The organism is Clostridium sp. 16K-1-R1 (assembly GCF_023921145.1).
GTDB classification, from domain to species: Bacteria; Bacillota; Clostridia; order Clostridiales; family Clostridiaceae; genus Sarcina; species Sarcina perfringens.
Genome location: NZ_CP046515.1, coordinates 1,866,240 through 1,881,045, shown reverse-complemented (window position 1 = coordinate 1,881,045; position 14,806 = coordinate 1,866,240). Strand labels below are relative to the sequence as shown.

At 27.4% G+C, this 14,806-nt stretch carries 13 protein-coding genes; 9 read left to right on the top strand and 4 right to left on the bottom strand.

Annotation, left to right across the window (positions count from 1 at the left end; all coding sequences use genetic code 11):
• Positions 1-57 precede the first annotated feature (57 nt).
• Positions 58-636 carry a flavin reductase family protein gene (locus GOM42_RS08160; RefSeq protein ID WP_003457263.1) on the bottom strand — a complete coding sequence of 193 codons (579 nt, stop codon included), beginning with the start codon at positions 634-636 and terminating at the stop codon, positions 58-60.
• A 157-nt stretch (positions 637-793) separates the two neighbouring features.
• Between GOM42_RS08160 and GOM42_RS08155 the strand changes: the two genes are divergently transcribed.
• Complete coding sequence (locus GOM42_RS08155) at positions 794-1,519, top strand: N-acetylmuramoyl-L-alanine amidase (protein WP_003457250.1); 726 nt, start codon at positions 794-796, stop codon at positions 1,517-1,519.
• 51 nt (positions 1,520-1,570) lie between these two features.
• On the opposite strand, the gene GOM42_RS08150 is transcribed toward GOM42_RS08155, so the two are convergent.
• Positions 1,571-2,722: an amidase domain-containing protein gene (locus tag GOM42_RS08150; protein ID WP_252597642.1), complete on the bottom strand. Its 1,152-nt coding sequence runs from the start codon at positions 2,720-2,722 to the stop codon at positions 1,571-1,573.
• A gap of 169 nt (positions 2,723-2,891) precedes the next feature.
• Between GOM42_RS08150 and GOM42_RS08145 the strand changes: the two genes are divergently transcribed.
• From GOM42_RS08145 to GOM42_RS08125, 5 genes are all read left to right on the top strand, one after another.
• A complete protein-coding gene (locus GOM42_RS08145; protein WP_003454555.1) occupies positions 2,892-3,161 on the top strand; it encodes a hypothetical protein in 270 nt (89 codons plus the stop codon).
• Positions 3,162-3,535: 374 nt separating this feature from the next.
• The gene (locus tag GOM42_RS08140) at positions 3,536-6,457 is read left to right on the top strand and encodes an insulinase family protein (protein WP_011590829.1); all 2,922 of its coding nucleotides are present in this window, start codon (positions 3,536-3,538) and stop codon (positions 6,455-6,457) included.
• A gap of 246 nt (positions 6,458-6,703) precedes the next feature.
• Positions 6,704-7,612, top strand: a complete 909-nt coding sequence (locus tag GOM42_RS08135; RefSeq protein ID WP_003457170.1) for an exonuclease domain-containing protein — start codon at positions 6,704-6,706, stop codon at positions 7,610-7,612.
• Between the two features lie 183 nt (positions 7,613-7,795).
• Positions 7,796-8,140 (top strand): hypothetical protein, encoded by a 345-nt coding sequence (locus GOM42_RS08130; RefSeq protein ID WP_003457196.1) that lies wholly within the window; start codon positions 7,796-7,798, stop codon positions 8,138-8,140.
• A 10-nt stretch (positions 8,141-8,150) separates the two neighbouring features.
• Complete coding sequence (locus GOM42_RS08125) at positions 8,151-9,425, top strand: PEGA domain-containing protein (protein ID WP_003457229.1); 1,275 nt, start codon at positions 8,151-8,153, stop codon at positions 9,423-9,425.
• A gap of 54 nt (positions 9,426-9,479) precedes the next feature.
• Here the strand turns inward: GOM42_RS08125 and deoD are convergent, their stop codons facing one another.
• Positions 9,480-10,187 carry a purine-nucleoside phosphorylase gene (deoD, locus tag GOM42_RS08120; RefSeq protein ID WP_003470332.1) on the bottom strand — a complete coding sequence of 236 codons (708 nt, stop codon included), beginning with the start codon at positions 10,185-10,187 and terminating at the stop codon, positions 9,480-9,482.
• A gap of 193 nt (positions 10,188-10,380) precedes the next feature.
• On the opposite strand from deoD, the gene GOM42_RS08115 reads away from it, so the two are divergent.
• Complete coding sequence (locus GOM42_RS08115) at positions 10,381-10,644, top strand: hypothetical protein (RefSeq protein ID WP_003454590.1); 264 nt, start codon at positions 10,381-10,383, stop codon at positions 10,642-10,644.
• 38 nt (positions 10,645-10,682) lie between these two features.
• Here the strand turns inward: GOM42_RS08115 and GOM42_RS08110 are convergent, their stop codons facing one another.
• Positions 10,683-12,269 carry a DEAD/DEAH box helicase gene (locus GOM42_RS08110; protein WP_003481525.1) on the bottom strand — a complete coding sequence of 529 codons (1,587 nt, stop codon included), beginning with the start codon at positions 12,267-12,269 and terminating at the stop codon, positions 10,683-10,685.
• Positions 12,270-12,473: 204 nt separating this feature from the next.
• On the opposite strand from GOM42_RS08110, the gene GOM42_RS08105 reads away from it, so the two are divergent.
• Together GOM42_RS08105 and tig are read left to right on the top strand one after the other, a co-directional pair.
• Positions 12,474-13,262 (top strand): sugar phosphate isomerase/epimerase, encoded by a 789-nt coding sequence (locus GOM42_RS08105; protein WP_003477998.1) that lies wholly within the window; start codon positions 12,474-12,476, stop codon positions 13,260-13,262.
• Between the two features lie 126 nt (positions 13,263-13,388).
• A complete protein-coding gene (gene tig / locus GOM42_RS08100) occupies positions 13,389-14,675 on the top strand; it encodes a trigger factor (protein ID WP_003460760.1) in 1,287 nt (428 codons plus the stop codon).
• The last annotated feature ends 131 nt before the right edge of the window (positions 14,676-14,806 follow it).

Genomic DNA, 14,806 nt, shown 5'->3' with positions numbered 1-14,806 from the left:
AGGAGAATTTGTAAAAATAAATTTTCTTAGTGTCTTTTTTATATTTAGTTAGGAATATTATCTTGATTTTTTCTTTTTCTTAATTGAATAACCAAAAGAACCTAGTGGTTTAGAATTAAGACCAAAATATTCTCCATGACTATATGCTAATAAATTAGCCTTATTAAAATGAATCTTTCCTTTTTCATCTATAAGACTTTCATCAACTTTTACATTAAGAACCTCAAATAAAAACATGTCGTGTGTACCTAAAGGTGTTATGGATTTAAGCTTACATTCTAAAGCTACAGGTGCTTTTTCAATAGAAGGAGTACTTACAGCTATTCCTTTATCAAGGGCATATCCAAAGTGTTTAATTTTATCAACTTTTCTTCCAGATTTAACACCGCAAAAATCAACAAATTTAACCATATCTCTACATGGTAAGTTTATAACACATTCCTTGCTTTCTTTTATATATTCATGGGATAATCTTTCCGGTCTTATTCCCATGGCGATCATTGGAGGTTTAGTGCAAACTGTGCTAACCCAACCAACAGTAAAAGCATTTACTTTATCTTCTTTATTTTTAGAAGTAACAAGAACTACTGGAGTAGGATTTAACATTACACTTCCCTTAAAATTAACTTTTTTCATATGTATCTCCTTTAATTTATATTAAATTCTTTATTAGACATAATTTAAGACTTTAAAATTATAACATGAAAAATTTATATGTAAAACTAGTGAATAATATTTTTTAGTATTTAGAGAAATACTATTTATTATTTAAATACTAGAAAGGATTTTTATTATGAAAAAGAGATTTATATTTTTATTAGGAATTTTTCTTTTAGTAAATTTAGTTAGTACTACTTTACTGGGAGAGAAAGTTTTAGGAAAAGAAAAAGAAGAGGTTACTATATGTATTGATGCAGGGCATCAAGAAAAAGGAGATAAGAAGCTTGAACCTATAGCACCTTGGTCTAATGAAAAAAAGCCTAGAGTATCTTCAGGGACAGCGGGAGTTGGTACAAAAAATAAGGAGTATGAAATAAACTTAGAAGTAGCTATGATCTTAAAAGAGCTTTTAAATAGAGAGGGCTATAAAGTAGTTATGACAAGGGAGAAAAACCAGGTTACCTTAAGCAATAGAGAAAGGGCAGAAATAGGAAATACATCAAAGGCAGATATTTCAATAAAACTTCACTGTGATGGGTCAAATAATTCAGGAAAAAGAGGAGCCTCAATTTTAATTCCTTCCTCTGAAACAAAGGAGTTAAAAGGTATATATGAAGAAAGTAAGAAATATGGAGAAATTTTAAGTGAAACTTTAAAAGAGGGTGGAGTAAAAGTTAACGGCGTTTTTGAAAGAAAAGATATGACTGGATTTAACTGGTCACAAAGACCTGTAATAATTTTAGAGATGGGATTTATGAGCAATTGGGAAGATGACGCTTTATTAGGAGATAAGTTATATCAACAGAAAATAGCTGATTTAATAGTTAAGTCCTTAGAAAAATATAGAGTAGAACTATAGTTAAAAATGATATGTATTAAAACTTTAATACATATCATTTTTATATTTAAATCAATAATAAACATCTACTAGATGAAAGCGTATATTGTCATTGCTCCAACCTAAATCAAAAGGAACAAGAAGTCTATCTGTGTTGTGACAAGTTACTAGGGGATAACCTTTACTATCTAATCCTGTAACTGTTGAAATGTGAGTTATTCGTCCATTTTTTTCATAAGCTACAAAATCACCAGGTCTTAAGTTATAGGCCGCTTTATATATTTCGGAATATTTACCCTTAGCAATATAGGAAGCACGTCCACTATTAACCATGTAATTTTTAAATGCTTGAGCATTTACCCAAGCCTTAGAACCTTCACCATCAGAATAGTTCCATGTTGAATTTTTCTTAAATCCACCACCTTCAAAAAGAATTTGAGAGGCGAAGTTTGCACAGTCTCCTCCTTGAGGGTTAAAGTTTGTGTATTTTTTATTATAGTTAAAACCAAGTTCATCATCTGCAGCTGCTCCACAATAGGTATGTGCATAATCTATAGCTTTCTGTGTTCTTTCATCAGGTGAATAAGATGGACTAGAACTATTTAAAATATAGGATTTAATTTCATCAGATTTTATATTATTTAAATCTAGAGAATCAGCAAAAGGATCAGTGTACCATTCCTTAGTGATAATATACCTATCTCCCTCATCTTTTAAATTTAAATAGTGATAAGTACCTAATCTAAAGGTATTAGTTTTAAGAGGATCATTAAGATAATAATATGTAAATTCACTTGAAACAACACATATTATTCCGTATAAGTCCTTTTCTCTTTCTCTAGCCTTTCTTATTTCAGTTTTTGATTTTATTTCATTAAATACAACTCCTTGTTTTTGAGACCAGTTGTTTAAATACTTAACTTTTTTACTTTCACTTTCATAGGCCCAAAGACTAGGCTTTTTTTCTAAATCATAAAATTTCTTTAATTCCTCTAAATCATTGTTTAATATGGCTATATTTCTATTTTTAAATAAGTCTTGAAGTACTTCTTCAAATTTTCCCTTTAATTCATCATCTTCTTTTTTGTCAGGTTCTTTTAATAAATTTATGGCTTCTGAAAATGCTGAAGTTTTCTTTTTGTTTAAGGATACATATATGGATAAGGTTAATAATACTATTAGGGATAAAGAAGTCACTAATAATATTTTTGGTTTTCTTTTCATTAAGCTCCTCCTATTTTTAATACATAATTCAATAATGTATATGATGAATAACTAAAAAAAATAATAAATAAAAGTAAATATTAACTTAATAAGAGATATATGCTTTTAAATTTTTAAAAATGTTGATAAAATTAATATGTAATAAGAGAGTAAAGGAGAATTACATAAGATGAAATTAGTAAAAGGAAAAATTCCATTTATAAGAAGTATTTTTGGATGTTTTATTTTCCCACTTGTAATCGGATACTTTTATACATACCTTAATCCGGAATGGTTTACAACAAATCAATGGGTTGGTGTGGCAGCTGGAGCTTTGCTTATAGCTAGAGGAATATTTGAAAAAGTTATGGCTAATAATCAAAGAAATGCAAAGGTTAGTTTTTTAGGTGGTGGAGCAATAATTTTATATGTTATTGCTAGATATTTTGGAATACTATAAAAATTATATACATAATTTTTAGTTTAATATTTTAAAAAGAAATATTAGTAAATTTAATAAAATTAATTAACCATAAGGAATAATCTTAAGCTAAAAGAGAAATGATATAGATTTAGTTATATCATTTCTTTTTTATTTAGAAATTAACATTCTCTTAAACAAAATATAGGAAGAAATTTAAATAAATTAAAAGCTATTTGGAAATAAATAAACTAGGATAATCTTTATTTTTAGAATATATTATTTAAAAAACTAAATTTATCTAAAGGGATAAATTTTAATCTATAACAGCAAACTTTTTAATATAGGGTAATTATGGTACAATTATTAAAATAAACATATTAACAAAATACCTTTCCATAGGAGTGTGAAAAATGAATTTTAAAGAGAATAATATTTATAGTGGATTTAAACTTTTAAACATAGAAAATTTAAATGAAATAGGTGGAGTAGGTTTAAGGTTTGAGCATGAAAAAACTAAGGCTAAACTTATAAAAATCCTAAGTGAAGATGACAATAAGTGCTTTGCAATAGGATTTAGAACACCACCTGAAAATAGTACAGGAGTTCCTCATATTTTAGAGCATTCAGTTTTATGTGGTTCTAGAAAATTTAATACTAAGGAACCCTTTGTAGAGCTTTTAAAAGGGTCTTTAAATACATTCTTAAATGCTATGACATATCCAGATAAAACAATATATCCAGTAGCATCAAGAAATGAAAAAGACTTTATGAATCTTATGGATGTTTACTTAGATGCTGTATTATATCCAAATATATATAAGCATAAGGAAATATTCATGCAAGAGGGATGGCATTATTATATAGAAAATAAGGAAGATGAATTAAAGTATAATGGTGTTGTTTATAATGAGATGAAAGGGGCATACTCATCTCCAGATTCTATACTTTATAGAAAGATTCCTCAAACAATATACCCAGATACTTGTTATGCCTTATCTTCAGGAGGAGATCCTGATGAAATACCAAATTTAACTTATGAAGAGTTTGTGGAATTTCATAAGAAATATTATCATCCATCGAACTCATATATTTTCTTATATGGTAATGGAGATACTGAAAAAGAATTAGAATTTATAAATGAAGAGTATTTAAAGAATTTTGAATATAAAGAGATAGATTCAGAAATAAAAGAACAAAAATCCTTTGAAAGTATGAAAGAAGAAAGTTTTACTTATGGAATAGCTGAAAGTGAAGATTTAAATCATAAAAGTTATTATAGTTTAAACTTTGTAATTGGAGATGCCACAGACGGAGAAAAAGGCTTAGCTTTTGATGTTTTAGCATATCTTCTAACAAGAAGCACAGCAGCACCATTAAAGAAAGCATTAATAGATGCAGGTATAGGGAAAGCTGTATCAGGAGACTTTGATAACTCAACTAAACAATCAGCCTTTACTGTTTTAGTTAAGAATGCAGAGCTAAACAAAGAAGAAGAATTTAAAAAAGTAGTAATGGATACTTTAAAGGATTTAGTTGAAAATGGAATAGATAAAGAACTTATAGAAGCTTCCATAAATAGAGTTGAATTTGAATTAAGAGAAGGAGATTATGGTTCTTATCCTAATGGATTAATTTATTATTTAAAAGTTATGGATAGTTGGCTTTATGATGGGGATCCATATGTTCATTTAGAATATGAAAAAAATCTTGAAAAAATAAAATCTGCTTTAACAAGCAATTACTTTGAAGATTTAATAGAAAAATATATGATAAATAATACTCACTCTTCACTTGTTTCTCTTCATCCTGAAAAAGGAATAAATGAGAAAAAGTCAGCTGAATTAAAGAAAAAGTTAGAAGAGATTAAAAATAGTTTTGATGAAAAGACTTTAAATGAAATAATTGATAATTGTAAAAAGTTAAAAGAAAGACAAAGTACACCTGATAAAAAAGAAGATTTAGAAAGTATTCCTATGTTATCTTTAGAGGATATAGATAAAGAAGCAACTAAAATTCCTACAGAAGAGAAAGAGATAGATGGAATTACAACATTACACCATGATTTCCATACTAATAAAATAGACTATGTTAATTTCTTCTTTAATACAAATAGTGTTCCTGAAGATTTAATACCTTATGTTGGATTACTATGCGATATATTAGGTAAGTGTGGAACAGAAAATTATGATTATTCTAAGTTATCAAATGCCATAAATATAAGTACAGGTGGAATAAGTTTTGGAGCTATAACTTTTGCTAATCTAAAGAAAAATAATGAGTTTAGACCATATTTAGAAATTTCATATAAAGCATTAAGCAGCAAGACTAATAAAGCTATAGAATTAGTTGATGAGATTGTAAATCACACTGACTTAGATGATATGGACAGAATTATGCAAATAATTAGAGAAAAGAGAGCTAGATTAGAAGGTGCTATATTCGATAGTGGTCATAGAATAGCTATGAAAAAAGTTTTATCATACTCTACAAATAGAGGAGCTTATGATGAAAAAATAAGTGGATTAGATTATTATGATTTTCTAGTAAATATAGAGAAGGAAGATAAAAAATCAAAGATATCAGATAGCTTAAAAAAGGTGAGAGACTTAATCTTTAATAAGGGAAATATGCTTATAAGTTATTCAGGAAAAGAAGAGGAATATGAAAACTTTAAGGAAAAAGTAAAATATTTAATAAGCAAAACAAATAATAATGATTTTGAAAAAGAAGAATATAATTTTGAGTTAGGAAAGAAAAATGAAGGGCTTTTAACTCAAGGAAATGTACAATATGTAGCTAAGGGTGGAAATTATAAAACTCATGGATATAAGTATTCTGGTGCACTATCTTTATTAGAAAGTATTCTAGGATTTGACTACTTATGGAATGCCGTAAGGGTTAAAGGTGGAGCTTATGGAGTGTTCTCTAACTTTAGAAGAGATGGCGGAGCATATATAGTTTCATATAGAGATCCTAATATAAAAAGCACTTTAGAAGCTTATGATAATATACCTAAGTATTTAAATGATTTTGAAGCTGACGAAAGAGAAATGACTAAATACATCATAGGTACAATAAGAAAATATGATCAACCTATAAGCAATGGAATAAAAGGTGATATAGCAGTTTCATACTACTTAAGTAACTTTACTTATGAAGATCTTCAAAAGGAAAGAGAAGAAATCATAAATGCAGATGTAGAAAAAATTAAGAGTTTTGCACCTATGATTAAAGATTTAATGAAGGAAGACTACATCTGTGTACTAGGCAATGAAGAAAAGATAAAAGAAAATAAAGACCTATTTAATAATATTAAAAGTGTAATTAAATAGATTTTAAATTTGATTTTAAAATTCTTTTATTAAAAAGTAAGTTTATTTTTAGAGATTTAATTGTAAATATGAATTTTAATCTATAAATACAACTTAAAAAATAATTTTAGACCTTATTGTATTTGAAATATTTTATTTCTACAGTAAGGTCTTTTTATTTTGAATTACATTTAAATAAATTAAAATAATAAAATAAAATGTGATATAATATTGTTTATTGTTACATAGAAAGGGAGAAAGACATAAATGGATTTTGTTGCAATAGACTTTGAAACTGCTAATGAGAAAAGAAATAGTGCGTGTTCTATTGGATTGACTGTTGTTAAGGATAATAAAATTGTTGAAGAAAAATATTTTTTAATAAAGCCTTGTGAAATGAGATTTCAGCCCATGAATATATGGATACATGGAATTAGACCAGAGGATGTTGAAAATGAGAGAACTTTTAATGAAATATGGGAAGAAATAAAGGATTACATAGATGGAAATTTAGTAATAGCTCATAATGCAGCTTTTGATATTAGCGTTCTTAGAAAAACTTTAGATTTTTATGATATACCTTATCCAGACTTTGAATATGCCTGTACAGTAGTTATGGCAAAGAATTATTATAAATCATTACCAAATCATAAATTAGGAACTGTAAGTGAAGCTTTAGGATTTGAATTTTCTCATCACCATGCAGGGGAAGATGCAAGGGCTTGTGCTAACATATTACTTAATATATGCAAAGATTTAGATATAGAATCAGTTGAAGAGCTTTCAGATAAGCTTGCCATAAGAATAGGTGCTGTTTATGAAAATGGATATAAGTCTTCTGGAAGAAAGGGAGAATGCAAATATTCAAGTAATTTAAGACTTAAAGAAAAGAAGAAAGAGGGAGAAATATCTTTAAAATGTAAAAATGTAGTTTTTACAGGGCCTTTAAGTTCTATGTCTAGAGGAGAAGCCATAGGAAATGTAATAAGGTGTGGTGGTTTTGTCTCAAGTTCTGTAAGTAAAAAGACAAATTACTTAATTACAGGAATTAGAGATTTAAATAAATTAAAAGAAAATGAAAAGAGTATTAAATTAAAAAAAGCAGAAAATTTAATAAAAGAAAATTTCGATATTAAGATAATAAATGAAGAGGAATTTTTATCTATAATAGAATAAATAAACTTTAATTTTAGATCTAAATATTAATAAATAGCTCATTTAGGGGCTATTTTTACTATTGTTAACAATAAGTTATTTACAATAATATTTATTATGCTAAAATAAGTTAGTAAAATTAATTAATTTATGTAATACTAGAATTAGTTAGCAAATTTTAATTAGGAAATTAGAGGTGATTAAATGGATAAATTATTTACTATAAGTGGAGTAGATTTTTTGGCAGGGGATTTTCAAGATGATATAAGTGAATTTCAAGATATAATACCTATATTACAAGATTTTCAAGAAGAATTAAAATTAGAGAAAATAGAGTGTACAGATGAGAATGATTGCTGTTTTAAAACTAAAGAAAATTATATATGTGAATTAGTTGGGGCTTTAACTGAAGATGATGAATTTTATTCATTAAAAGAGTTAAGAAGTGATTATAATAGATTTAAAGATGAAATGCTATATCCTTTTGGAATACAAGTTTATAAATGTACAGAATGTAATAAATGGATTATAAATTTACTAGAGGAGTAAGTTTTAACATATGGATAAATTGAGAGAGAGTATTACAGGGGTAGGTCATAACATTTATAGCTTTTATAAAAGAGTAAAGGATAAAATTATAAAAGAAAAGGATCCTAAGGTAATAATAATTTGTGTTATTGCTTTAGCCTTAATTATAGTATTTCTATATGGTAATGTTAGTAGTAAAAAGAGAGATGTAATTGAACAATTATCTAATTCCTTAAGCAAAGGAAATGAAAGAGCTTTAATGAACTTAATAGAAGATGGAAATAAAAATTCTGGAATAACAAAAGAGGAGTTAATACCATATATTGATTTTTTTAAAGCGGATAAAAGTAGAATTAATAAGTTAGTTTCTTCTTTAGAAAATGGGGATGAGATATACTCTACAAAATTGGAGTCTAAAAAAAGTTTTTGGGGAGAAAAATGGTATGTTGTAATACAAAAAAAGAAACTTATTGTGGCATCTAATTTCCCGGAAGCTAGTGTGTATTTAAATGGTAATTTTATAGGTACAACTAATACTAGTAGAACTTTAGAAATACCTAACTTAATACCAGGAGTCTATGATCTTAAGATTGAAAAGAAAGCATATAATTCTAATTTAGTAGAAGAAAAAAATATTGTTTTCATGGATAATAATAAGATAGACATACCTTTAAATGGAACCTTAGTCACAGTTAAGAGTAGTTTTGATGATAGTAATGTATATATAAATGGAGAGGACTCGGGTATAAAGGTAAAAGATTTTAAGGATGTTGGTCCTTTCCCAAAGGATGGTTCAACTTACTTAACTATAAAATGCAACACTCCTTGGGGAGAGATAGATAGCCAAAAGTTTTATATAGAAGATCATCCAGAAATAAATATAGAATTAGATTTAAAAGATACAATCATAAAAGAAGATGTTGAAAAAGTTGTAAAGGAATTTTATAGTAGCGTATTTCAGGCTTTAAATTCAGAGGATAAAAATGATATAAGAAATGCTAAGGATGAAGTTAAGGATAATATATATAATACATTAAGTCAAAAATATTTTCTTTTAAAGAATGACTATGATATAAGCGATCTTAAAATTAAGATGGAAAATAGTTCAATAGAACGAAATCATGGTGTTTATGAAGCTAGTATTGTAGTTAATGTTTCTTATAAGATAAAAAAGAAAATATTAGGAATAGATGTTAAAAGTGAATCAATGGAAAAAAACTTTTTCACAAATATGAAGTATGAAAATGGAAAATGGATAGTTTATAATGTACAAGACTTTTCATTACCAGGATTAGAAGAAGAGTAATTAATAAATAAAAAGGAGCTTTATCAAAAGTTATTTTGATAAAGCTCTTTTATTTTATAAAGTTATAGCAGCATCAAGAGCAACTTCCATCATCTTTGTGAAGGTAGTTTGACGCTCCTCACTAGTAGTTTCCTCAGCAGTAATTAAATGATCACTTATAGTAAGTATTGTTAACGCATTAACACCATACTTAGCTGCTAAGGTATATAAAGCTGCAGTTTCCATTTCAACAGCTAAAGTACCAAATTTAGCCCATTGTTTCCATGCTTCAGGATTATCATTATAGAAGCTATCAGCTGTGAATACGCTACCAACCTTAGGAGAATATCCTTTTTCAACGGCAGTATCGTAAGCGGCCTTTAAAAGTTTAAATGATGCTGTTGGAGCAAAATCTAAACCGTTAAATCTAACTTTATTTATTGCAGAATCAGTATGAGATGACATTGCTAAAACTAAATCTCTAACTTTTATATCTTCTTGCATACCGCCAGCAGTACCTACTCTTATTAAATTTTTAACTCCATAATCTCTTATAAGTTCATTAACGTAAATAGAAATTGAAGGAACCCCCATACCAGTACCTTGAACTGATATTTTTTTTCCTTTATATGTTCCTGTATATCCTAACATTCCTCTAACTTCATTGTAACAAACTGGATTTTCTAAAAAAGTTTCAGCTATAAATTTAGCTCTTAAAGGATCTCCTGGTAATAAAATTGTTTCGGCTATTTGACCTTCTTTTGCACCTATATGAATACTCATAATGTACCTCCTCATAATGTAAATGTTTTATAAATAAATTTTATCATAAATAATGAAAAAATGCTAAAAATTATAAAAAATTAAAATTTTAATTTAAGTAGTTAAAGCTTATTTAGTATGTTATATTAATAGGTAATAATACAAAATAATAATTTATTAAATTTGTATTTATAAAAATAATGAGGTGATAATTTTGTTAAATATAGATAGAAATGAAATTAAGGATACTCCAGAGTATGAAAGCTTTGGTGAAAATGAATTTCCACTGAAATACTTAAGTGAAGAAGAGTTAGAAGAGTTAGGCTTTAAAAAAAGTTGCTGTGGAAGTAGAGGAGGATGTCCTAAAAAAGCAAATGGAACCTGTGGAGGATGTTCTTCAAAGGGAGGATGCCAAGGAGGGTGTTCTAAAAATGGATGTGGATGTTCAAATGGATCTGGTTGTTGTAAGAATAAATAAAAAAAATACATACTCATATGAGTATGTATTTTTTTATATTATTTTCTTTTTTTAGCAACTTCTATATTAACAGTTCTTTTGTTAAGTTTTTTACCCATTGATTTTTTCATTATATTATTTACTGCATCAGCATCAACGTTAGCAAAGCAGAAGTTTTCTTTTATGTCTATATCTCCAACTTGCTTAGGGCTTATTCTAGCAGTCTCTTTTAAGAAGTTAACAAGAGATTTAGGAGTTATACCATCTCTTCTTCCAACAGACATAAATAATCTAGTTTCGTCCATTACAGGAGCTTCTATAGAATTTGAAGTGTAATCAAAAGAAGATTCTTTATCAAATACTATTTTTAAAAGAGCAGCTGCAACATCTACTAAGCTATAATCTTCATCTAATTGAGTAGCTATTGGAATAAACTTTTGGAAATCTTCTGAAGCTTCTTCTATAGTAGATTTTACATTATTTATTATGTTATTATGTTTATTTTGGAATATTTCATCAACTGTAGGTACAGCTTTTCTTATTATTTTACTCTTAGTATGCTTTTGTATTTGTTTAAGCATCATATATTCTTTTGGAGTAACTAAAGAATAAGCAACTCCCTCTCTGTTAGCTCTACCTGTTCTTCCGATTCTATGTACATAACTTTCATTGTCTTGTGGTAGATCGTAGTTTATAACGTGAGTTACGCTTTCAACGTCTATTCCTCTAGCTGCAACATCAGTAGCAACTAAGAAGTCTAAGCTTCCTTCTTTGAATTTTCTTAAAGTTTGAAGTCTATGGTTTTGGCTCATATCTCCGTGCATACCTTCAACCATATATCCTCTAGCTTGCATTTTTTCTACAACTTCGTCAACACCTTTTTTTGTTTTGCAGAAAATTATTGCAGCATTTGGTTCATCAAAATCTAAAACTCTACAAAGTGTTTCAAATCTATCTCTATGTTTTATTTCAAAATAAAATTGTTCTATTTTTGAAACTGTTAAAGAACTTTTCTTTATTGCGATGTGCTTAGTATCTTCTTTCATGTAATTTCTAGCTAATTTCTTTATTTGCGGAGGCATAGTAGCAGAGAATAAAAGTGTTTGTCTATCAGTTTTTAATGATTTAACAATTTCTTCTAAATCATCAATGAATCCCATGTTTAACATTTCGTCAGCTTCATCTAACACTAGGAATCCTATATCGTTAAGAGGTAAACTCTTTCTTCTTATTAAATCTAATACTCTACCAGGTGTTCCAACAACTATATCAACACCATTTTTTAAAGCTCTAATTTGTCTATCTATTGGTTGACCACCGTATATTGGTAAAACAGAAAGTTTTTCATGTTTTCCAAGTCTTACAAGTTCTTCATTAACTTGTATAGCAAGCTCTCTAGTTGGTGCTAAAATAAGTGCTTTTGGAGATTTCTTCTTTCCTGAAAAATCAGCATTATTTATTATAGCGCATCCAAAAGCAGCTGTTTTACCAGTACCAGTTTGAGCTTGACCGATTATATCGTGTCCTTCTAGGGCTACAGGAATACTTTCAGCTTGTATTTGAGATGGCTCTTCAAATCCCATATCTTTTATAGCTTTAAGTAAGCTTTCCTTAAGACCTAAGTCATCAAATTTTATATTGTTCATTCTTTATCCTCTTTCTTCTTGTATATTTTTAGTTTTTAAAATTTATTTTATTTTTAAAATTCTCACAATCAAACAAAGCTTATCATAACATAGTATCTCCATATAAGCAAATGATATTATTTAAAATAAAAATTAAAAAAGTTTATTTAAATGTTTACTATAAGTTATAATAATAGGGATTAAAAAGGAAGGAGAGAAATTAATTTGGAAGTTGGAATTTCTTCAGCATGTTTTTATCCAGATTTTGAATTGGAAAAATCATTTAAAATAATGAAAGAATTGGATTTTAATACAGGAGAATTATTTTTAAATACTTATTATGAGTATAGTGATGATTTTGTAAAGAAATTAATTGAGGAAAAAGAGAAAAATAACTTTAATATAAAATCAGTACATTTTTTTTCATCTATGTATGAACCTTATTTATTTGATCAATATGAGAGAAGAAGAAAAGATTCTTTAGAAGTTTTTAAGAATATATGTAAAGCTACTAATAAATTAGGAGCTTTTTCATATACCTTTCATGGTATGAGAAAACAAGAGTTTAATACTATTAATAAGAAGGGAATTTTAGATATATATAATGAATTAGCTTATATAGCAAGAGAAAATAATATATATTTATCTCAAGAAAATGTTTCTTGGTGTATGTCTTCAGATATAGAATTTTTAAAGTATTTAAAAAATAACATAAAATATGATATTAAATTTACCTGTGATATAAAACAAGCATATAAAAGTAATGAAAATCCTCTCCATTATATTGATATCATGGGGAGGGATTTAATTAATTTTCATATAAACGATAGAGATGAAAAAAGTATTTGTTTACTTCCAGGTAAGGGGAGAGTAAATTATAAACCTATCATTGAAAAACTAAAAACTTTAGATTATAAAGGACCATTAATAATAGAAGTTTATAGGGATAATTTTAAAACTTACGAAGAATTAAAAGATGTTAAAGATTTTATAGAAAAAAAACTACTAGTATGATAAAATGTATAAATGTAAGAATAAAATAAAAGAAATATTTGATAAAAAAAGAAATTATATGTTATAATTGCCTAGGTTAATTCATAAAACATGAATTTAAAAGGCTATTTACAGGAGGAATATACAATGGAAGCTAAAATGAACAAAATAGACACAAATGTTGTAGAATTAGAAATTAAAGTTGATGCTAAGGACTTTAACGAGGCGTTAAAAAAGTCTTATAATAAAAACTCAAAGAAGTTTAACATACCAGGATTCAGAAAAGGAAAAGTTCCAATGAACATGGTTAAAAAATTCTACGGAGTTGAAGTTTTATTTGATGATGCAATAAACGCTTGTATAGATAAAACTTACGGAGTTGCTTTAGAAGAAAACAACGTAAGACCAGTTGATTATCCACAAATCGAAGTAGTAGAAGTTGGAGAAGGAAAAGACTTAGTTTACAAAGCTAAAGTTACTACTTACCCAGAAGTTACTTTAGGAGATTACAAAGGATTAGAAGTTGAGGAAGTATCTTACGAAGTAAAAGAAGAAGACATAGAAAAACAATTAGCTGATATGCAAGCAAGAAATGCTAGAGTTGAAACTAAAGAAGAAGGAACAGTTGAAAATGGAAACATAGCTGTTATAGACTTCAAAGGATTCATAGATGACGTAGCATTCGAAGGTGGAGAAGGAAAAGATTATCCATTAGAAATAGGTTCAGGAAGCTTCATAGATAACTTTGAAGAGCAATTAGTTGGATTAAAAGTTGGAGAAAGCAAAGATGTTAACGTAACATTCCCAGAAGCTTATGGAAAAGAAGACTTAAACGGAAAACCAGCTAAATTCGAAGTAACTGTAAAAGAAATAAAAGTTAAAGAATTACCAGCTTTAGATGATGAGTTTGCTAAAGAAGTTTCAGAATTTGATACTTTAGAAGAATTAAAAGCTGACTTAAAAGAAAAAGCTGTAAAAGCTAACGAATTAAGAGCTAAAAGAGAAATGGAAGAAAAAGTTATAAACGCTGTAGTTGATAACGCAAAAGTAGAAATTCCAGAAGCTATGATAAACAGAGAAGTTGAAAACATGGTAAGAGACTTAGAAATGAGATTAGGACAACAAGGACTAAGCTTAGAGCAATACTATGAGTTCACTGGAAGCACTGAAGATAAGATGAAATCTTACATGAAAGAAAATGCTGAAAGAAAAGTAAAAACTGATTTAGTTATGAGTGCTGTAACTGAAGCAGAAGCTATAGAAGCTACTGAAGAAGAATTAAAAGCAAAAGCAGAAGAAGTTGCTAAAATGTACTCAAACGGAGCAGAAACTGAGAAAATGGTTGATCTATTATTAAATGCTCAAAGAGCTGCTTTAGAGTTAGATGTTAAGAGAGAAAAAACTTTAAAAATGTTATTTGAATCTTTAAAATAATAAATAAATAAACTTTCAGATAATTGCCAGGAAGTATTTCTTGGCAATTATTTTAAAATTAAAAGTTTGTTTAGAAAAAGACTAATTAACAAATATCTATTTTTTTTATATAATAATTATGATAATGTATG